General features: G+C 72.5%; 16 protein-coding genes and 1 pseudogene. 4 read left to right on the plus strand and 13 right to left on the minus strand.

The window, feature by feature from the left end; genetic code table 11:
- Positions 1–9: 9 nt before the first annotated feature.
- On the plus strand, positions 10–1,149 hold the full coding sequence (locus GA0070603_RS04375; protein WP_091307502.1) for an ROK family transcriptional regulator: 1,140 nt from the start codon (positions 10–12) through the stop codon (positions 1,147–1,149).
- A 67-nt stretch (positions 1,150–1,216) separates the two neighbouring features.
- Here GA0070603_RS04375 and GA0070603_RS04380 read toward each other — a convergent pair whose 3' ends face one another.
- Both GA0070603_RS04380 and GA0070603_RS04385 read right to left on the minus strand, forming a co-directional pair.
- Complete coding sequence (locus GA0070603_RS04380) at positions 1,217–2,653, minus strand: pyridoxal phosphate-dependent decarboxylase family protein (protein ID WP_167544483.1); 1,437 nt, start codon at positions 2,651–2,653, stop codon at positions 1,217–1,219.
- 223 nt (positions 2,654–2,876) lie between these two features.
- Entirely contained in the window at positions 2,877–3,956 is a 1,080-nt protein-coding gene (locus GA0070603_RS04385; RefSeq protein WP_091321524.1) for an ArsR/SmtB family transcription factor, read from the minus strand.
- 130 nt (positions 3,957–4,086) lie between these two features.
- Here GA0070603_RS04385 and GA0070603_RS31875 point away from each other — a divergent pair.
- Positions 4,087–5,160 (plus strand): annotated as a pseudogene (locus tag GA0070603_RS31875) (MFS transporter); the annotation flags it as partial.
- Between the two features lie 364 nt (positions 5,161–5,524).
- Here GA0070603_RS31875 and GA0070603_RS04395 read toward each other — a convergent pair.
- The gene (locus tag GA0070603_RS04395; protein WP_091307511.1) at positions 5,525–6,514 is read right to left on the minus strand and encodes a 3-keto-alpha-glucoside-1,2-lyase-like domain-containing protein; all 990 of its coding nucleotides are present in this window, start codon (positions 6,512–6,514) and stop codon (positions 5,525–5,527) included.
- Positions 6,515–6,541: 27 nt separating this feature from the next.
- Positions 6,542–6,949 (minus strand): winged helix-turn-helix transcriptional regulator, encoded by a 408-nt coding sequence (locus GA0070603_RS04400; RefSeq protein WP_208862800.1) that lies wholly within the window; start codon positions 6,947–6,949, stop codon positions 6,542–6,544.
- 28 nt (positions 6,950–6,977) lie between these two features.
- Here GA0070603_RS04400 and GA0070603_RS04405 point away from each other — a divergent pair, with 28 nt between their 5' ends.
- Complete coding sequence (locus tag GA0070603_RS04405) at positions 6,978–7,589, plus strand: hypothetical protein (protein ID WP_208862801.1); 612 nt, start codon at positions 6,978–6,980, stop codon at positions 7,587–7,589.
- Positions 7,590–7,672: 83 nt separating this feature from the next.
- Here GA0070603_RS04405 and GA0070603_RS04410 read toward each other — a convergent pair whose 3' ends face one another.
- From GA0070603_RS04410 to GA0070603_RS04440, 7 genes are all read right to left on the minus strand, one after another.
- Entirely contained in the window at positions 7,673–9,553 is a 1,881-nt protein-coding gene (locus GA0070603_RS04410; RefSeq protein WP_091307516.1) for an L-lactate permease, read from the minus strand.
- Positions 9,554–9,612: 59 nt separating this feature from the next.
- Complete coding sequence (locus tag GA0070603_RS04415) at positions 9,613–11,034, minus strand: (Fe-S)-binding protein (protein ID WP_091307519.1); 1,422 nt, start codon at positions 11,032–11,034, stop codon at positions 9,613–9,615.
- On the minus strand, positions 11,034–12,281 hold the full coding sequence (locus tag GA0070603_RS04420; protein ID WP_091307521.1) for an FAD-binding oxidoreductase: 1,248 nt from the start codon (positions 12,279–12,281) through the stop codon (positions 11,034–11,036). The genes GA0070603_RS04415 and GA0070603_RS04420 overlap by 1 nt, the downstream gene beginning before the upstream one ends.
- On the minus strand, positions 12,281–13,753 hold the full coding sequence (locus tag GA0070603_RS04425; protein ID WP_091321528.1) for an FAD-linked oxidase C-terminal domain-containing protein: 1,473 nt from the start codon (positions 13,751–13,753) through the stop codon (positions 12,281–12,283). The genes GA0070603_RS04420 and GA0070603_RS04425 overlap by 1 nt, the downstream gene beginning before the upstream one ends.
- Before the next feature lie 25 nt (positions 13,754–13,778).
- A complete protein-coding gene (gene aceB, locus GA0070603_RS04430) occupies positions 13,779–15,362 on the minus strand; it encodes a malate synthase A (protein ID WP_091307524.1) in 1,584 nt (527 codons plus the stop codon).
- A gap of 167 nt (positions 15,363–15,529) precedes the next feature.
- Entirely contained in the window at positions 15,530–16,153 is a 624-nt protein-coding gene (locus GA0070603_RS04435) for a dihydrofolate reductase family protein (RefSeq protein WP_091307527.1), read from the minus strand.
- Positions 16,150–17,064, minus strand: a complete 915-nt coding sequence (locus GA0070603_RS04440; RefSeq protein WP_244282390.1) for an alpha/beta hydrolase — start codon at positions 17,062–17,064, stop codon at positions 16,150–16,152. Before GA0070603_RS04440 ends, GA0070603_RS04435 begins: the two co-directional genes overlap by 4 nt.
- 85 nt (positions 17,065–17,149) lie before the next feature.
- Here GA0070603_RS04440 and GA0070603_RS04445 point away from each other — a divergent pair, with 85 nt between their 5' ends.
- Positions 17,150–17,905: a PIG-L deacetylase family protein gene (locus GA0070603_RS04445; protein WP_091321532.1), complete on the plus strand. Its 756-nt coding sequence runs from the start codon at positions 17,150–17,152 to the stop codon at positions 17,903–17,905.
- A gap of 140 nt (positions 17,906–18,045) precedes the next feature.
- On the opposite strand, the gene GA0070603_RS04450 is transcribed toward GA0070603_RS04445, so the two are convergent.
- Complete coding sequence (locus GA0070603_RS04450) at positions 18,046–19,251, minus strand: PH domain-containing protein (protein WP_091307529.1); 1,206 nt, start codon at positions 19,249–19,251, stop codon at positions 18,046–18,048.
- Between the two features lie 7 nt (positions 19,252–19,258).
- The gene (locus tag GA0070603_RS04455) at positions 19,259–19,585 is read right to left on the minus strand and encodes a PadR family transcriptional regulator (RefSeq protein WP_091321534.1); all 327 of its coding nucleotides are present in this window, start codon (positions 19,583–19,585) and stop codon (positions 19,259–19,261) included.
- Positions 19,586–19,621: the final 36 nt, after the last annotated feature.

The raw sequence follows: 19,621 nt of genomic DNA on the forward strand, positions 1-19,621 counted from the left end.
ATCGCGGCCGTGGAATCCGCCAAGCCGTCAGTGGATCTGGTCCGGTCGCTGACCGACGAGCACGTCCTGCGGGCACTGATGCGGCACCGCCGCCTCACGCGAGCCGAACTCGCCGTCGAGATCGGCATCTCCAAGCCCACCGCCGGCGAGAGCGTGCGCCGGCTGACCGAACTCGGGCTGGTGGCCGACACCGGGGAACGCACGCCGGGCGGGCGCGGCCGTGGCCGGGTCGGTTCGTACTATGCGCTCGCGCCGACGGTGGGGGTGGCGCTGGCGGTCACCATCGCCCCGGAAGGCGTGGCGGCGGAGTGCGTGGACGTCTACGCCGACACCGTGGCCCGGGCGGCCCGCCCGATCGACCGGCCCGCCCAACCCCGCCAGGTCTCGTCGGCGTTGCGGGCCGCGGCGGCGGAGGCGGGCGCCGCCGCCGGGCAGCCGGCCCGGTTGGCCGTCGTCGGAGCGGTGGACCCGGTGGACCGTGCCACCGGCCGGCTGGTGCACCTGCCCGACGCGCCCTTCCTGGTCGGCGAGCTGGACCCGGTCGCTGTCCTCGCGCCCCACGTCGAGGGACCGGTCGTGGTCGACAACGACGTGAACTGGGCGGCCCTGGCGGAGCGTGACAGTGTCGGCGCGGAGCAGCTGCGCGACTTCGCCTACCTCTATCTGGGCGACGGCCTCGGATGCGCGATCGTCAACGACGGCCAGGTCCGGCGCGGGCGCACCGGCCTGACCGGTGAGATCGCCCATGTGGTGACCGCCGGGCCGGGCGGCCGGGCGGTCCGGTTCATCGAGCTGTTCGAAGAGCTGGGGCTGCGCCTCAACGGATCCACGGCAATCGACACCGGGCGGCTCCTCGCCAGCTCGGCAGCCACGCAGGAGACCATCGGCACGGCCGTCAGCGGCGTCGTCGCCGCCGTGATCGCGCTCGCCGACCCGCAGGAGGTCGTCGTCGGCGGATCGTGGGGCCCGGCACTGATCGACAGCATCCGTGCGGCGACCGCACTGATGCCGCGACAGGTGTCCGTCCGGCCCGCCGAGTTGACCAGCGAGCCGGTCCTGGCCGGCGTGCGAGCCGAGGCTCTGCGACGCCTGCGGGCATCGGTCACCGCCAGCAGCCGATGGGAACGGACAGCTGATCGACCAACCTGAGTTGCACCGCCCCGTCACCGGCATCGCCAGGTATGCCGTCACGCCGGGTGGGACCCCAGGCTGATCCTCAGGGCGTCTCCTCGATCACCTGCTTGGCGGCGCGGCGTACGTCGTCGAGCAGGACCTCCATGTCCCGGCGGGTGGTGCGGTAGTTGAGCACGCAGCCGCGCAGCGCGAAGCGGCCGTTGATGGTCGCGTTCGACAGGTACGAGCTGCCACCCTGCTGCAACGCCACCATGATCCGTTCGTTGAGACGGTCGAGTTCCTCCTCGTCGGCCTGCCCTCGCGAGCCGGCGCGTGCACTCGGCGGCAGGTAGCGGAAGCAGAAGATGGAGAGCTCGACCGGGGCGAGCAGTTCGAAGTCGGCGCTGGCCTCGACGAGTTCGGCGAGGTGACGGGCGCAGTCGAGGTTGCCCTCGATCGCGTCGCCGACAGCTCGCGAACCGGCGTGCGCCAGCGCCATCCAGACCTTGAGTGCCCGGAATCGCCGGGACAGGTCCGGGCCGTAGTCCCAGAAGGCGAACGCCTCGGCCGGCTCGGTCTGCATCACCCGGGTGTAGTCGGCGTCCAGGCTGAAGGCGGGCCGCGCCGCCTCCGGGTCGCGGTAGATCAGGCAGCCGCAGTCCGCCGGCAGGTAGAGCCACTTGTGCGGGTCGAGGGCGATCGAGTCGGCCTCCGACAGGCCGTCGAAGAGCGGACGGGCCGAGGGAGCCAGCCGCGCGAAGCCGCCGTAGCACGCGTCGACGTGCATCCACAGCCCGTACCTCCGCGCGACCGCCGCGATCTCCGCGAGCGGGTCCACCGCGCCCGTGACGACCGTGCCGGCGTTCGCCACCACGCAGAAGGGTTCCGCTCCGGCGGCCCGGTCCTCCTCGATGGCGCCGACCAGGGCGTCGACGTCCATCCGGAACCGGGCGTCCACCGGGATCTCACGGACGCTCGCCCGCCCGATGCCCAGCAGTGCGGCGGCCTTGTGGATCGAGTGGTGAGTCTCGGTGGAGGCGTAGACGCGCAGTGGCGCGGGGTGGGCGGCCGCGCCGTGGGTGGCGACGGCGTCGCCGCAGTGGCGGTGTCGCGCGGCGGCGAGGGCGGTGAGGTTGGCCATCGAGCCGCCACTGGTGAACAGGCCCCCGGCGCCCGGGTCGCAGCCGAGAGCCTCCTTGATCCAGTCGATGGTCACGTGCTCCAGCTCGGTGGGAGCCGGGGCGGACCGCCAGGCCGTGAGGTTCGGGTTCAGCGCCGACGCGAGGAAGTCGGCGACCGCGGCGACGGCGGTGCCCGGCGCGGAGACGTACCCGAAGAAGCGGGGGTGCCCGTTGTGCCGGCTGCCGGGCACGACCACGTCGCGAAATACCGTGAGCAGGTCGGTGAAGTCACGGCCCTCGACGGGCAGCGGCTCCGCGAGCGCCTTCTTCAGCGCGGCGGCGGAGGTTCGCGGGGCGATGGGCAGGTCCCGGATCGAGTCGTGGTGGGCGACGACCCACTCGACGGCACGCCCACTCATGTCCCGAATCTGCTCGGCGGAGGGGTCCAGGGCGGAGCCGACGCCGCGCCGATCGGGTGAGGTGGATGCCATGACCCGGAGAATAGTGTCGGGCTCTCACCCGCGCTGCCCCTGCCCAGCTCCGTCCAGGGTGGCGGCACGGCCGAGCGCGGCTGGGTCCTGCCGGTGCGCCCGTTGTCGACCGACACGCTCGTCTTCCCGCCCACGTACGCGCTCTGGCTGCTCAGCGCCCGAGGACGTCCACCAGTTGCTGCCCCAGGCCGGCGCAGGCCTCCATGTCCAGGCGGTACGTCACGTAGCGGCCGCGGCGCGCCGAGATCAACAGCCCGGCCGCCTTGAGCACCGCGAGGTGCCTGGACACCTCCGGCGCCGTCACCCGCCAGAAGTCGGCCAGCTCGCCGGTCGTGTGCGGACCTCGGGCGAGCGTGCGGCAGAAACGGAGCCGCAGCGGGTGGGCAAGCGCGGTCAGCCGAGCATCCAGCTCGTCCACCCGCAACACCGGGCGCGGGTCCCAGCCCGGTGCCGGGTACTGCAGCACGGGCAGCCAGCCGGGCGCGTACACGACGGTCAGGTGCGGTGCGCCGTACGCGCTCGGGATGAGCGTCATCCCGCCGCCGCGACCGTCTGCAATCTGGTCCTGCAGCTTGTCGATCGTCAGAATGCCGCGCTCCGTGTCGACCCCGATCGCGTGCGAGATCCGGCCGAGGGCGCCGATACCCTCGCGGGCCAGGTCGACGCGTCGACGGTCGGCTTCCTCGGCGAGCGCTGGGCGGATGCGTCTCCAGACCGTGCCGAAGAAGGCGGACTCGCAGGCCAGCAGAAAGCGTCGTACCCGCTCGCGTTCGGCGGCCGGATCGGCGAGCACCCGCTCGGCCCACGCCGCCTGCCGCGGCCCTCGGGCGCGGGCCGCAGCGAGGGCCCGCTGCCGCACGATCGGGTCACGCAGCGGCGACCACGTTCGCGGCGCCGGTGAGACGGCCCGATGGGCGGCGAGCGCGGCGGCGACCCAGCGCTCGTCGTCCAGGCGGTCGACGTCGTCCAGTTCCTCGCGCAGGCTCGGCCGTGGATCAGGCGGGAACAGGAAGTCGGCCCGGCCGGACTGCCAGAGCAGACCGAATTCCTCGATGTCCGGGGCCAGCTCGGCGGGAAGCGCAGCTGCCATCCTCGCCACCGCCGCGGCGGTGTTCGGATGATGCTGCGGCTCCGCGAGCACGTGCAGCACGGCGCCGAGTTCCGCGAGCGGCGACGGCGTTATCCGGATCCGATCGGCTGGTACGCCGGCGATGTCGACCGAGGTGACCACGGTACTGATCATGACAGGTGTCCGTGCCCGGCCCGACCGGTTGACGTCGTTCGTCAATCGACGAGGCATGGATTGACGACGCCGGCCAACCCGGGTCCCCTCGCAGCCGTACGGCCGGACGATCGGCACCGTGACGACCACCCGTACGACGCTTCGTGAGCTGGCCCGCATCCCGGGCGGCGGCCGCTACGCGCTCAGCGCCACAGTCGAGGCAGCGACCTCCGGGATGCTGCGCCCGTTCATCGTCATCTACGCCGTGCAGATCGGGCTCAGCGCGTGGCAGGCCGGTATGACGCTGACCGTCGGCATGCTGGCCGGCCTCGGCGCCGTCCCGCTCGCCGGGTGGTGGATCGACCGCGGGGCGCGACGGGCCCCCGCCGTCGCCGCGCTACTGGCGCGAGCGGTGGGGTCGCTGCTGCTTGCCGTGGTGCCCGGCATCGCCGGATTCGCGATCGGTGCGGTGCTCATCGGCGTCGGTACGCAGATCGCTCCGCCCACCAGTTCCGCGCTGGTCGCCGCGCTGGCGGGCCGGGCCCAGCGGGCGGCGGCGCTGGCCGCGGGCCGCTCGCTGCGCAACGCCGGCCTGGGCGCCGGCGCCCTGCTCGGCACGGTTCTGGTCGCGGGTGGGCCGGAGGTGCTCCGCTGGCTCGCGCTGGCGACGGCGCTCGGGTGCGCGGTCGGCGCGGCGGTTGTCGCGCGGGTGCCGCTGCCCCGTCAGGATGTTCCAGCCCCCGCCCGGTTAGCGGCAACGAAGCAGGCGCCCGGTGCCGGCCTACGCCCCGTGACGATCCTGGCCCTGGCCGGCATCCCGTACGCGTTCTACGCCGACATCCTCGAGATCGCCCTGCCGCTGCTGCTGGTGCACGGCCTGCACGCTTCTCTGGCGTGGCCCTCGGGGATCTTCCTCGCCAACACCGTCATGGTGATCGCGCTGCAACTGGTCGTGGTGGTGCGCCTCGCGAAGTGGCCGCACCGCACCGTGCTCTTCTGGTCCGGCCTGTTGCTCGGCGCCTCCTACCTCGGCTTCTGGCTCGGCGGAGCGACCGGCGGCGGCCCCGGCACAGCGCTCGTCGCGCTGGTCATCGTGCCCTACACGCTGGGTGAGATTCTGTACACCGGCAGCAGCGTGCCGCTGGTGATCGAATCGGCGCCGCCGCACCTGATGGGGCGCGCGCTCGCCCGCTGGCAGCTCAGCTACGGCCTGGCCCGGGCCGTCGATCCCGTCATCATCACCGGCCTGCTCAGCGTGGGCGCCGCGGCGCTGTGGCTGCCGCTGGCCGCCGCGACCGCGCTGGGCGCGGCCACAGTGCGCCTGGGCACTCGACGGCGTCGTCCGCACCGATCGCCTGGGCGGTCCATGACGCATGCCGTGGCAGATGGTGGGAGCCCGGGCCGTCGATGGTCCCCTGAACAAATGTCTCCGGATGTCACCGGGAGGCCCTGCATCAACCGTTATTGCCGCGACCACCTCCGTTGGGCCAGGGCACAAGCGGTCGGGCCGTCCGGGACGCGGGCGGCCGGGCCGGCGAACCGGTACCCGACCGTCCGCGTTCTGATCGCCGGCGAACCTACAGGTCCAGGGGCTCGATCCAGATGTTGCGGTACTGGACCGGGTTGCTGTGATCCTGCAGGCGGATGGCACCCGCCGCCGGGCCTTCGGGCCGGCTGCTGCCGGTCGGCCCGAGGATCTCGACGTCGTCCTGCACCTTCAGGCCGTTCCAGACCACCGTGACGCGCGGGTTCTCGACCTTCTTGCCGGCCGCGTCGTAGCGGGCCTGCCGGTAGACGATGTCGTACGTCTGCCAGGTCTCGGGCGGCAGCGCCGCGTTCACGTCGGGTGCCTTCTGGTTGTAGATGGCCGCGGCGTCGTTCTTCTGGGGCGGGTCGATGCCGAACGAGTCCAGTATCTGGATCTCGTAGCGGTCCTGCAGGAACACGCCGCTGTTGGCGCGCGCCTGGCCGGTCACGTCCGGCGGGTACAGCGGCAGGTTGAACTCGAGGTGCAGGCGGAAGTCCCCGAAGGCCTGCACCGTGCGCAGGTCACCGTTGCGCACCGTCATGGCGCCGTCGGCGACGGTCCAGGTCGGTTCGCGTCCGTCGGTGTGTTGCCATTCGGTGAGCTCGCGTCCGTTGAACAGCGTGATGCGCTTGCCGTGCGGCCGCACCGCGAGCACGTCGAGGTTCACGTGTCCGGAGTCCGCGGCCTCCTTGCGGTACTCGACCACGTTGCGCCCCTTGTTCAGCGGCACGGTGGTGGTCACCGTGCCCCATTCCTCCCAGGTCACGGTCGAGGGGAAGACCGTCTGCTCGACGCGTTCGCCGTTGACGTACAAACTCAGCTGTTTCTGCCCGGAGTAGGGATTCGGGCCGTTGCTGTAGCGCATCGCCAGGTCGTAGCTGCCGCTCTCGCCGACGTCGACGGAGATCCGGGTCGACGAGCCGTTCTCGGTGAACCCGGCGGCGAAGCCCGCGCCGGAGTAGGCGGCGTGGTCGGTGGCCATACCGACCGCGACCGTTCGGCCCTCTTCGGCCTCGAAGAATGTCTGCGGTTGCACCACGCGGCCCGGGATCTCGTTGCCTCGGGCCTACGCGACCGCGTGCGTGCAGCGCATCGACTCGTCGGGTGTGGCCTGGCCGTGGGTGCGCTGAAGATGCGCCTCGCCCCAGACCCGGACGCCTTCCACGACGGGCAGGACGGTGGTGCCGTAGGAGGTGAGCCGGTAGATGACCGGCGCCGGGACGGGTCCGGTCACGACGCGCTCGACGAGCCCGTCGGCCTCGAGCTCGCGTAGCTGCTCGGCCAGCACCTTGGGCGTGATCGGCGCGCCCAGACGGCGGAGGCCGGCGAAGTGGGACTCGCCGTGGGCCAGCCAGTACAGAAGGGTCAGCTTCCACTTTCCACCGACCGCGGCGAACGCCGCGGCCATCGGGCAGCCGGGCAGAGGATTGGGACGCGACGGTGAGGGGTTACCTGCAGGTGCCTTCTTGTTCACGGGCGCGCTCCGCTCAGATAGTCGGATCATGAACCTTCACACCACGATCACCATGCCGTACAAGCAGATCCTGGTTCCGTGCCTGTCGCTTCTCATGCTGACCGTGACAGCGGCGTCGGGCGACGCGGCGGCGGCTCCCCTCAGGGCTTCGGCGGCTGTCGAGGACGGCCACCGTGACTTCGACTGGGAGATCGGCGCCTGGCACACCACGGTGCGGGTGCTCGCCGATCCGCTCTCGGAATCCGAGGATCAGTGGCTCCACTTCGAGGGTACGAGCGTCGTGCGCCCACTGCTGGACCGGCATGCGAATGTCGTCGAACTCAAGGTCTCGGGGCCCAACGGCCGGGTCGAGGGCCTCAATCTGCGGCTCTATGAGCCCCAGGCGGGGCGCTGGAGTCTGACCTTCGTGAACATCCGCGATGGACTGCTCACCCCGTCCGTGTACGGCGGGTTCCACGACGGTGTCGGCGAGTTCCACGGCGACGACCAGATCGGGGGGCGTGCGATCAAGGTGCGCTTCCTCATCTTCCGGCAGGGCCCGGACAAGGCGAGATTCGAGCAGGCCTTCTCGGACGACGGCGGGGAGACGTGGGAAACGAACTGGATCGCCGTGGACACCCGAATTGAGAATGCCAGCTGAGCTCTTTCCACCTCGGCCCCCGTGGGTACGAGACGGGCCCGGACGCCACGTGATCTGTGGCGCCCGGGCGGCCGGACCTGCGATCAGGGCACCATCCAGCTCAGGACCGGGGAAGCCTGGAGGGCGACCAGCACGCACATGAACAGCAGCAGCACGAGGCTCCAGCCGAACACCTTCCGGAAGATCTCCCCCTCCCGCCCGGCCATGCCGACCGCGCCGGCGGCGATCGCCAGGTTCTGCGGGCTGATCATCTTGCCCAGCACCCCGCCGGACGAGTTGGCCGCGGCCAGCAGCAGCGGGTCCAGTCCGGCCCGGGCCGCCGTCTGCACCTGCAACGCGCCGAACAGCGCGTTGGCGGAGGTGTCCGAGCCGGTCACCGCGACGCCGATCCAGCCGAGGATCGCCGACAGGAAGACGAACGCCCCGCCGGCCGCGGCGAGGAACGCGCCGAGGGTGTTGGTCTGGCCGGACTGGTTCATCACGTACGCCAGGGCGAGCACCGCCATCACGGTGACGATCGCGTAGCGCAGCTCGGCGTAGGTGCGGCCGTAGGCGCGCAGCGCCCGGCCTGCGGAGACCCGCAGCACCAGCGCGGTCAGGAGGCCGGCGAGGATCATCAGGGTGCCCGCGGCGGGCAGCCAGTTGAGGGTGAACGTCATCGAGGACAGCGGCTTGCCGTTGCCGCCCAGGAGGTCCAGCCCCGGCCAGGCGAACTTCACCGTCCACGGCTCCTCCGCCAGAGCCGTCTTCACCGCGCCGAGGTTGGCGATGGAGAAGATCGCAATGATGATCAGGTAGGGCGCGTACGCCCGGGCGATCTCGGCCGGGGTGTCCGCGATCCGCCGGCCGCCCGCCGTGGCGGCGCGCACCTGGTCGGTGGGTCGCGGCTCCAGGTCGTCGTCGCCGCGGTGCCGCCCGGGAGCAGTCTCGTCGATGCGCGGATCACCCGGCGGGGTCTGTCCGCCGGAGCCGCCCAGTGCGGGGGCGGCGGTGCTGGTCGTGTCGGAGCGGGTGCCCGCGGCGGCGCGGACCGCGCCGGGGCCGGCCAGCTCCGCGGCGACTGCCCCGCGGGCGGCCGGCACCGCGGCGGTCTCCGGCTCGCGGCCGAGGTCGGCGGGGGTGACCGGGCGCCAGACGCGGACCAGCAGCACCACGGCGGCGGCCGAGACCAGCGCGGCGACGATGTCGGTGAGCGGCACGGAGATGTAGTTCGCCGCGACGAACTGCGCGAGGCCGAAGCTCACACCGGCGACCAGCGCGGCCGGCCAGGTCTGGCGGATGCCGCGCCGTCCGTCGACCAGGGCCACCAGCATCAGGGGTACGACCACCGCGAGGATCGGGGTCTGCCGGCCGACCATCGCGCCGAGGGTGTCGACGGTGAGCCGGGGGTCGGGGTTGGCGCCACTGCTGACGCTGGCCAGCGTGACGATCGGGGTGGCGAGCGCACCGAAGGCCACCGGCGCGGTGTTGGCCAGCAGCGACACGGAGGCGGCGTGGATCGGGCGGAACCCGAGCGCCATCAGCATCACCACGGTGATCGCCACCGGCGTGCCGAAGCCCGCGAGGGCCTCCAGCAGCGCACCGAAGCAGAACGCGATGATGATCGCCTGGATACGCATGTCCGGGCTGACCCGTTCGAAGGAGCGGCGCAGCACATCGAAGTGTCCGCTCTCGACGGTGAGGTTGTAGACCCAGATCGCGTTGATGACGATCCAGAGGATGGGGAAGAAGCCGAAGGCGGCGCCCTCGGTGGCCGAGAGCACGGCCTGCCCGATCGGCATGGCGTAGACGGCGATGGCCACGATCAGGGCGACCGCGAGGGAGATCACGCCGGCCAACCAGGCCTTGACCTTCATGACGCCGAGCAGGACGAAGAGGGTGAGCAGGGGTAGGACCGCGAAGATGGCCGAGAGCGCGACGGAGTCACCGACGGGATCGGTGACGACTGTGAACTGGTCGAACATGGGTCACCTCGACGCTGTGGGGGGGGGACGGGGGTCAGCGGTGACGGTGGATCCCGCCGTCAGGACGGGGTTCGGTGGTGCAGCAGCTCCTCGGCCCCTCGTCCGCGGATCGAGGCGTCGAGGACCTGGGCGGTGTGTGCCAGCGCGATGTCGCCGCCGGCGCGGGTCACCGAGGCGGCGACCTGCATCAGGCAACCGGGGTTGGCGGTGACGAGCAGCCCCGCCCCGGTGGCCAGTACGGTGCGGGCCTTGCGGTCGCCGAGTTCCGCGGCCGGCCCGGGGTGGAGGAGGTTCCAGATGCCCGCCGACCCGCAGCAGATCTCCGGATCGGCGATCTCGCGCAGCACCAGCCCGGGGATGTCGCGCAGCAGCCGGCGGGGCTGCGCGCGGACGCCCTGGGCGTGGGCCAGGTGGCAGGCGTCGTGGTAGGCGACCGTCACCGGTAGCGGGTGCCGGGTGGCGACCGGGCCGAGCTCGACCAGCACCTCGGAGAGGTCGCGGACCCTGCCGGCGAAGTCGGCGGCGAGCGCGGCGTACCGGGGGTCGTCGCGGAGCAGGTCGCCGTACTCCTTGAGGGTGGAGCCGCAGCCGGCGGCGTTGACCACGAAATAGTCGATGCCGGCGGCGGCGAACGTGTCCACCATCCGGCGGGCGAAGCGGCGCGCCTCCTCCTCCCGTCCGTTGTGCACGCTCAGCGCCCCGCAGCAGCCCTGCCGGTCGGGCAGGATCACCACCTCGCAGCCCTCGGCGGCGAGCACCCGGGCGGTGGCGGCGTTCACCTCGGGAAAGAAGGCGTCCTGCACGCAGCCGGTCAGCATGCCGACCACGGCCCGCCGGGTGCCGACGGCGGCCACCCGCTGCGGCGGGCGGGCGGCCCGGCCGAGCCGGGGTGCGAGGGACTCCACCGTCGCCAGGGTGGGTGCGAGCCGGCGCAGCAGCCCGCTGCGGCGGACCAGCCGGGGCAGGCCGGTGGCCTGGTACGCCCGCAGTGGCCCGCGCAGCAGCCGCAGACGCCTCCGGTACGGGAAGAGCGCGAAGATCGCCGCCCGCAGCGCCCGTTCCCGGGGACTGCGGCGGTGCCGGCGTTCGACCTGCTGCCGGGTGGCCTCGATGAGGCGGTCGTACTGGACGCCGGAGGGGCAGGCGGTCACGCAGGACATGCAGCCGAGGCAGCGGTCGTAGTGGGTGACCATGGAGTCGGTGAGCGGCTCGCCCTCGAGGCCCTGCTTCATGAGGTAGATCCGCCCGCGCGGCGAGTCCATCTCCTCGCCCCAGAGCACATAGGTCGGGCAGGTGGGCAGGCAGAAGCCGCAGTGCACGCAGTCCGCGACCAGCTCGGCGGACGGCGGGTGGTGCTCGTCGAAGGCACCGAGGCCGGGTGGCTGGGCGGCAGCGCCGAGCACGTCCCGGGGACCGCTGGCGGGCCGGCTGCCGCCGGGTGAGGTGACCGGGGTCGGGCCGGGCTGCTGGGGGATGCTCATCAGATCCCTCCCACGAATCGGCCGGGCGCCAGTCGGGAGTCCGGATCGAAGCGCTGCTTGACCCGGCGCATCAGTTCCAGGCCGTGGACCGGTCCCCACAGGTCGACCCGGTCCCGCACGGGCGCGGGTGCGGTGAGCACGACCGTGTGCCCGCCCACGGCGGCGGTGGTCGCCCGGAGCGCGTCCACCAGGCCGGCGACCCGCTCCGGGTGGGATGCGCCGGGCAGGCCGGCGTACAGGACACCGACGCCGGCCGATCCGCGCAGCGACAGCGGCAGGTCGTGCCTGTCGGCCGCCGCGCGGGCATCGCTGAGCAGCCGGGGTACGCCGGACAGCGCGGCGGTCAGCTTCAGTCCGACGTCCCCGTCCCGCCACGGGTAGCGTGCCCAGCCCTCGGGCGGCTGGTCGGCGTCGGTGGCGTCGGCGCCGAGCAGTCGGCGGGCCGCGGCGGTCCGGGCGGCCACCCCGGCCGGGGTGCCCTCCAGCAGCACGGTGACCGTCGCTCGTCCGCCGGCCGGCGCGTCCACCTCCAGCGCGGTGGGGACGAGCTGAGCCGCCCGTACCGTGGCGGCCAGGCGTCCGGCCTCGGCCGGGTCGTCCACGGCGCGGGAGACGTAGGCGACGGTGGCGGGCAGCGGGTGCAGCCGGAACGCGCACTCGGTGATCAGCCCCAGCGTGCCGTACGCGCCGGTGACCAGCTTGCCCAGGTCGTAGCCGGCGACGTTCTTGACCACCTTGCCGCCGGCGTGCGCCACCACCCCGTCCGCACGCACCAGGGTGACCCCGATGAGCAGGTCGCGGACCGTTCCGTAGAGCATCCGGCGCGGGCCGCTGGTGTTGGCGGCGACTGCGCCGCCGACGGTGCCGCCGGGCAGCGGTGCGTCGAGGGCGAGCTGCTGCCCGGCGCCGGCCAGGGTGCCCGGCAGCTCGTCGAGGCGGGTGCCGGCCCGGACCACGGTGATCAGGTCGCCGGCGGCGTGCTCGGCCACTCCGGTCAGGGCGGTGGTGTCGAGGATCAGGTCGAGTCGACGGGGTGGGCTCCCCCAGTCCTGCTTCGTGCCGCCGCCGCGGAACGTGACGGCCAGGTCGAGCGCGGCCGCCGCGCGCAGCAGGGAGGCGGCCTGGCCGGTGTCGCGGGGCGCCGCGACGTAGCGGGCCGGCACCCCGGCGATGCTGTCGTGCTCGCCGGCGGTGCGGACGGCCTCGGCGGCGGTACGGAGCTGGTCGAGGGTCCGATCGGCGGGCATCAGAACACCTCCGCCAGGCCGGCCTCCTGCGCCGGGTGGACCCCCTTGTGTCGGCCCGGCACCTCGCCGCAGAGGCGGGGTGTCGGGAAGACCTTGCCCGGGTTGGCCAGCCCGTCCGGGTCGAACGCGCAGCGCAGCAGCTGCATCGTGTCCAGGTCGTCGTCGGTGAACATGCGGGGCATGTACCTGGCCTTGTCCATACCCACGCCGTGCTCCCCGGTGATCGAGCCGCCGTGGGTGATGCAGAGGTCGAGGATCGCGCCGGAGACCTCCTCGGCGCGGACGGTCTCGCCGTCGACGGCGGCGTCGAAGAGGACCAGCGGGTGCAGGTTGCCGTCGCCGGCGTGGAAGACGTTCGCCACCCGGATGCCGCGCTCGGCGGAGAGCTCGCCGATGCGGCGCAGCACCTCCGGCAGGGCGGTCCGCGGGATCACCCCGTCCTGAACGATGTAGTCGGGGCTGATCCGCCCGACGGCGGCGAACGCGGACTTGCGGCCCTTCCAGAACAGCGCCCGCTCGGCGTCGTCGGCGGCGATCCGGATCTCGAACGCCCGGTTCTCCCGGCACAGGCTCTCCACCTGCGCGAACTGGGCGGCGACCTCCGGTTCCGGCCCGTCCAGCTCGACGATGAGCACCGCCCCGGCGCCGGGCGGGTAACCACAGTGGACCGCCGCCTCGGCCGCCTCGATGGCCAGGGCGTCCATCATCTCCACCGCCGCCGGCACCACTCCGGCCGCGATGATCGCCGAGGTGGCCGCGCCGGCCTGGTCGGTCGTCTGGAACGCGGCGAGCAGGGTGCGCACCGACTCGGGCAGCCGGGTCAGCCGGACGGTCACCTCGGTGGCGATGCCGAGGGTGCCCTCGGAGCCGACGAACGCGCCGAGCAGGTCGTAGCCGGGGGCGTCGGGGGCGCGGCCGCCGAGGCGTACCCGGTCGCCGTCCGGGGTGACCAGCTCGACGCCGAGGACGTGGTTGGTGGTGAAGCCGTACTTGAGGCAGTGGGCGCCGCCCGAGTTCTCCGCGACGTTGCCCCCGATGGAGCAGATCTGCTGGCTGGACGGGTCCGGCGCGTAGTAGTGGCCGTGTGGGGTGGCGGCGCGGGTGATCGCCAGGTTGATGACGCCTGGCTGCACGACCGCCCGCTCGTCGTCGGGGGCGATCTCCAGGATGTCCCGCATCCGGGAGGTGACCACGAGGACGCCGTCGGCGCGGGGCAGGGCGCCGCCGGAGAGCCCGGTGCCGGAGCCGCGGGCCACGAACGGCGTACCGGCGGCGACGCAGGCCCGCACGACGGCGGCGCACTGTTCCGCGTCGGCCGGGAGCGCCACCAGCGCGGGGATCACCTTGTACTGGGCCAGCCCGTCGCACTCGTAGGTGCGTAGCTGCTGCCGGTCGCTGATCACCCGGTCGGCGCCGATGGCGGCCCGCAGGGCGGCGGCGAGAGCGTCGAGGTCCGTCGTGGTCCTGCTCATCGCCGCCTCCACCGTCGGTCGTCGGTCAGGGCATCCGTTCGTACGCGGGGACGGTCAGGAAGTCGGCGAACTCGTCGGCGACGGCGACCTCCATGAACAGCGCTCGCGCGTCGGCGTAGTCACCGGGAGCGCCGGGCAGTTTTGCGATCTCCTCGTCGGCGATCCGTTCGACCAGTTCCCGGGTGACGCGCTCGCCGGTGTCGTCGAGGGTGACGTCGTTGTGCAGCCACTGCCACACCTGGCTGCGGGAGATCTCCGCGGTGGCCGCGTCCTCCATGAGGTTGTGGATGGCCACCGCGCCGGAGCCGCGCAGCCAGGTGGCCAGGTACTGCACGCCGACGCTTACCGCGTTGCGTAGCCCGTCCTCGGTGTGCTGCCCCGGGGTGGAGCGGACGTCGAGCAGTTCGGCGGCGCTCACCCGGACCTCGTCGCGGGTGCGGTCGAGCTGGTTGGGCCGGTCACCGAGAACCCGGTCGAAGACCTCCCGGCAGACCGGCACCAGGTCGGGGTGGGCGACCCAGGAGCCGTCGAAGCCGTCGCCCGCCTCCCGCGTCTTGTCGTCGCGGACCTTCGCCAGCGCCGTCTCGTTGACCTGCGGGTCGCGGCGGCTGGGAATGAACGCGGCCATCCCGCCGATGGCGTGTGCCCCCCGTCGGTGGCAGGTCCGCACCAGCAGTTCGGTGTACGCGCGCATGAACGGCACCGTCATGGTCACCGAGTTCCGGTCGGGCAGCAGGAAGTCGGCGCCCCGGGTGCGGAACTTCTTGATCACGCTGAACATGTAGTCCCACCGGCCGGCGTTCAGCCCGGCGGAGTGCTCGCGCAGCTCGTAGAGGATCTCGTCCATCTCGAACGCGGCCGGGAACGTCTCGATCAGCACGGTGGCGCGGATGGTGCCGCGCGGGATGCCGAGGCGCTCCTGGGCGAGCAGGAAGACGTCGTTCCACAGTCGCGCCTCGAGGTGGCTCTCCATCTTCGGCAGGTAGAAGTAGGGTCCGGCGCCGCGGTCGAGCTGCCGGCGGGCGCAGTGGAGGAAGTAGAGGCCGAAGTCGACAAGGCTGCCGGAGGTGCGCTCGCCGTCGACCAGGATGTGCTTCTCGGTGAGGTGCCAGCCGCGCGGCCGGACCACGATGGTGGCCAGCTCACCGTCGTGCAGGGCGTACTGCTTGCCGTCCGGCGAGGTGAAGTCGAGCTTGCGGTCGATGGCGTCGCGCAGGTTGAGCTGTCCTGCGATGACGTTCTCCCAGAGCGGGGTGTTGGCGTCCTCGTGGTCGGCCAGCCACACCTTCGCCCCGGAGTTGAGCGCGTTGATGGTCATCTTGGCGTCCGTCGGGCCGGTGATCTCCACCCGGCGGTCGACCAGGCCCGGCGCGGGCTCGGCGACCCGCCAGTCGGACTCGCGGATCTCCCGGGTCTCGGGGAGGAAGTCGAACAGCGCGCCTGCGGCGAGCTCGGCCTCGCGCCGCTTGCGCCGGTCGAGCAGGTCACGACGGCGGGAGTCGAAGGCGCGGTGCAGGTCGGCGAGGAAGTTCAACGCCTCGGGGGTGAGGATCTCGTCGTAGCGGGGGTGCATCGGCCCGGTGACCTCGATGCCGGCTGGGTTGGCCATCGACTCGCTCCTCACCGTGAGATGTGTCGCGATCTATCCGGCGGCGCTCCTGCCGACTGTAGTTCTCCCTGCTCATGGCCGCGAGTTGAGCGGCGGCACAGTGGCCGGGAACGGTCGGTCCACTGCGGCGAGCGGCGCCTGACGAACGGCGAGCGGTCGGGTCCGGCTCACCGCACCACGGCGTACCGCACATGAACGGCATACGGTGAGTGGTGGACCGAAACGATTTTGAGGTCGACGTCGCGGTCGAAGCCCTCGAAGAGCCGCTTCCCTCGGCCGAGGACGACCGGGGCGGTGGTGATGCCGAGCTCGTCGACCACTCCCGCCATGAGCGCCTGCCGGATGATGTCGGCGCCCCCGCCGATGGCGACGCCGCCGTCCCCGGCCGCCCGCCGGGCCGCCGCCAGCGCTTCCTCGAACCCGTCGACCATGAGGAAACCGGTGCTCGGGTCGGGCTGGTCCGCGGTCCGGTGGGTGAGCACGACCATGGTGCCGCCGAACGGGTTCCGGCCGCCCCAGGCGCCGGCGCTGTCGTACATGCCGCGGCCGCACAGGCCGGCGCTCGTTCCGTCCAGCAGCGCGTCGAAGTACGCACGGTCGGCGTCGGTCATGCCGGCGCCGGGTTCGCGTTCCGTCTCGTAGGTCCACGGGCCGCCCATCACCCAGTAGTGGAGCCGCTCGCCGCCGATGCCGAGCCCCTGGCCCTCGTGATCGTCGGGACCGGTGACGTAGCCGTCCAGTGACACGGTGGTGCCGGCCTTCACGGGGCCGTGCCGTTCGGTGGTGCTCATGGTTCCTCCTCTGACCAGCGGTGCAGCACGGCGGCCAACTGGGCCAGGGCGACATGGGCGGCGTCGAACAGGGCCAGCTTCCGCGGGAAGTTGTGGATGAGTCCCTGGTACCGGACCGCGGTGACGGGAACGCCGGCCGCCAGCAGCCCGGCGGCGTACCGCTCCCCCTCGGCGGACAACAGGTCGAGCTCGGCGGTGATGACCACGGCCGGCGGCAGGCCGGTGAGGTCGGCCCGCAGCGGGTCCAGGTCCGGCTGCGTACGGTCCACGCCGGCTGGGGCGAACGCGTCCCAGAAGAACGCCATCTCCTCCCGGTCCAGGCCGTACTCGTCCAGCGCCGGGTAGTCGGCCATGGGGTCGATGACGGGGCAGACGAGGAGCTGGCCGGCGAGCTGGATCCCGGCGTCCCGGGCACGCCGGGCGGTCACCGCCGCCAGGTGCCCTCCGGAGGAGTCACCGGCCACGGCAGTCCGGCGTGGGTCGAGGCCGTGCCGGGGCGCTTCCGGCCCGCGCAGCCAGGTCAGCGCGCGCACCATGTCGTCCACCGGCGCCGGGTACGGATGCTCCGGGGCGAGCCGGTAGTCCACGGAGAGCACGGCCCAGCCGGACGCGGCCGCCAGGTGCCGGCACAGCCCGTCGTGGGTGTCCACGCCGCCCATCACCCAGCCTCCGCCGTGCGCGTAGAGGACCACCGGCAGCGCGTCGTCATCCCCGTCGCGGTAGAGGCGGGCGGGCACGCCGCCCGCGTCGACGATCGCCACGGACCGGATCGCCGGGCCACCGCCCACCTCGGCGGGCGTCGCCTGGATCATGCTGAGCCGTGCCGCCGTCAGGTTCGCCCGGGTGAGCGGGACACGCTGCTGGACTTGCATCGCCGCCCGCGCCTGCGGGTGGAGCCGGCTGGGGTCCACCCGGTCAGTATCACCGGCCCGGCGGAGGTCGGTGTTGCCGACACGGCGGTACCGGGCGGAAGAGGTGGCCGTTACGTTCGGGATCGTGGACGAGCTGCTGCCGGCACTGCCGGAGGACTGGGACCGCTGTCTCGCGGTGGTCGCACACCCCGACGACATCGAGTACGGCGCGGCCTCGGCCATCGCCCGCTGGACCGCGCAGGGCAAGCAGGTCACCTATCTCCTGGCCACCCGGGGCGAGGCGGGAATCGACGCGATGCACCCGGACCAGGCGGGGCCGTTGCGCGAGGAGGAGGAGCGCGCCGGGGCCCGCGAGGTCGGCGTACACGTCGTGGAGTTCCTCGACCACCGCGACGGCGTCGTCGAGTACGGTCCGGGCCTGCGCCGCGACATCGTGCGGGCGATCCGCCGGCACCGGCCCGAGGTGATCGTCTCGGGCGCCTTCACCGTCCGCATGGTGGGCGGTATGACGAACCAGGCCGACCACCGGGCGGTGGGACTGGCCACGCTGGACGCCGCCCGCGACGCCGGCAACCGCTGGATCTTCCCGGAACTGGTGGACGAGGGGCTGCCGCCCTGGGGCGGCGTGCGCTACGTCTGCTTCGGCGGCGCCGAACGCCCCACGCACGGCGTGGACGTCACCGGCGAGCCGTTGCGGCGCGGCATCGCCTCGCTGGCCGCGCACGCCGAATACACCCAGGGCCTGGGAGTGGCCGGACCGGAACCCGGGCCGTTCCTGACCTGGGCGGCCCGCCAGGGCGGGCCGGCGCTGGGCGTGGAGGCGGCGGTCCTGTTCGACGTGCATGCCCTCGCCTTCGAGGGCCCGCCACCCCGGCTCTGAGCCCAGCCGGACCTCCGGCGAGCGAATCTGGGGCACGTGTGGGCCACGCGTCGGTGACGAGTTCCTTCAGCCGGTCGACGCCTGCCTGCCGCAGGCGCGGCATGACCAGGGGCGTCCGCACCGCCGGCCGATGCGGCGGCTCACTCAGGAAGATCCGGCGAGGGATCGGGTAGCCGCGGCGACCGTGGCGGGAACAGACGGCGGGTGCGCCGGACGGGCCGGTCGTGGTCGGGAACGGCTTCGTCGAGTCCGGCGGTCAGGTCGGCGAGCTCTTGGCCGTTGGTCCACGGAGGTGGCTCATCAGGATTCGACGGCGGCGGTTCGGCCTGCGACACCTGCTCGCTGGCCGGCTCGTACACGGTGATCGGCTCGTCGGGTGGACGAGACGGCTCAGGTACCGGCTCCGGAACGAAATCGGGATCGAGGCGCTTGATCGCGCTGGTCAGGCGCGCGAGTTCGTTGGACAGCGACGTGATGACAGCGATCGGGTCGATCTCGCTGCTCGGCCAATCCCCGCCCAGGCGCGCCTCCACCGCCTCCGGCTCGTACATCTCCTCGATGATGCGCAGGTAGAGCTCATTCGGATTGGGTAGTTCGACGATCTGGCGGAGCGCGTTGCGGCGGCCCGCCGACTCCAACTCGAAGGTGCCGTAGTTCAGGAGCCGGCCTGCCGGTGTCTGGTTGTATCTCATGTCGACGACCCGCAGCAGCGGCATCATCCCGACCCTGCGGAAGAACAGGCCCTCGGTGACCATCAGACGCTTGTTGGTCACGACGAACCGACCCACGTACCAAGCCAGGACGCGGTGCGCCGTCAGCAGGACGGCGAGCGCCACGACCGCGACAATCGCCCATGTCTGGTACTGAGGCTTGATGCGTTCCGTGACCGCCCACACGCCGAGGACGGCGTAGCTGACGACGATCGCGATTCTCTTGACCGGGTGGATCCAGTGGCGTCGCCATTCGCCCCGGAACCGTTCGGTGGGGAACAGGTATCGGGCCACCGCGCGTGTCGGCTCGTCCTCCAGGGGCAGGATCCGCCGGCTGCCGAGCAGGTCCGCCGGGTCATTCGCGCGCTCCGGCTCGCCGACGACCAGATGACGCAGCCGGGTCAGCAGCGCGGTGCCGAGGAAACCAAGGCCGGTGCCGAGCTTCAACAACTTGCCCGGCCGGTCGTTGATGACGGCGGCGAGTTCCTCGGCGCGGATCTCCGCTCGCTGGAGGTTCTGATACCGAAGGCGCGCCGACCACGTGGCCAGGAGGCGGCCCAGCCACGGTGACACGTCGGTCATCTCGTTGACCACGAGCCCCAACACGATCGCGAGGACGATCTCCAGCGAGCCCATCGACGAATCAGCCAGCCGGCCGCGGCGAGACGGTCCGGCCGAAGCCGGGTGCCGGCTTGGGGCGGAATCGGGGTGCCCGGACCGGCAGGATCGCCTGAGCACGGGCGGCCTCGGCGCCGGTCGGCGTCAGCCGGTAGAAGCGGCGCCGCGGTCGCGTCGGCTGTTCGGCCGTTCGCGGCTCCCACGTTGCGGTAACCCACCCGGCGTCCTCGAGCCGGTCGAGCACCCCGTAGACGGTGGGGCCGGACCGGCGCACCGACCGCATGATCTGCCAGCCGTGAAGCTCCTGATCGCTCTCCCACGCCCCGAGCATCAGCGCGAGCACGTCGAGCATCGCGTTGCTCATCCGCGGAGGGGCCACGCCGCAATC

Origin of the sequence: Micromonospora chersina (assembly GCF_900091475.1) — a bacterium.
Classification (GTDB): domain Bacteria; phylum Actinomycetota; class Actinomycetes; order Mycobacteriales; family Micromonosporaceae; genus Micromonospora; species Micromonospora chersina.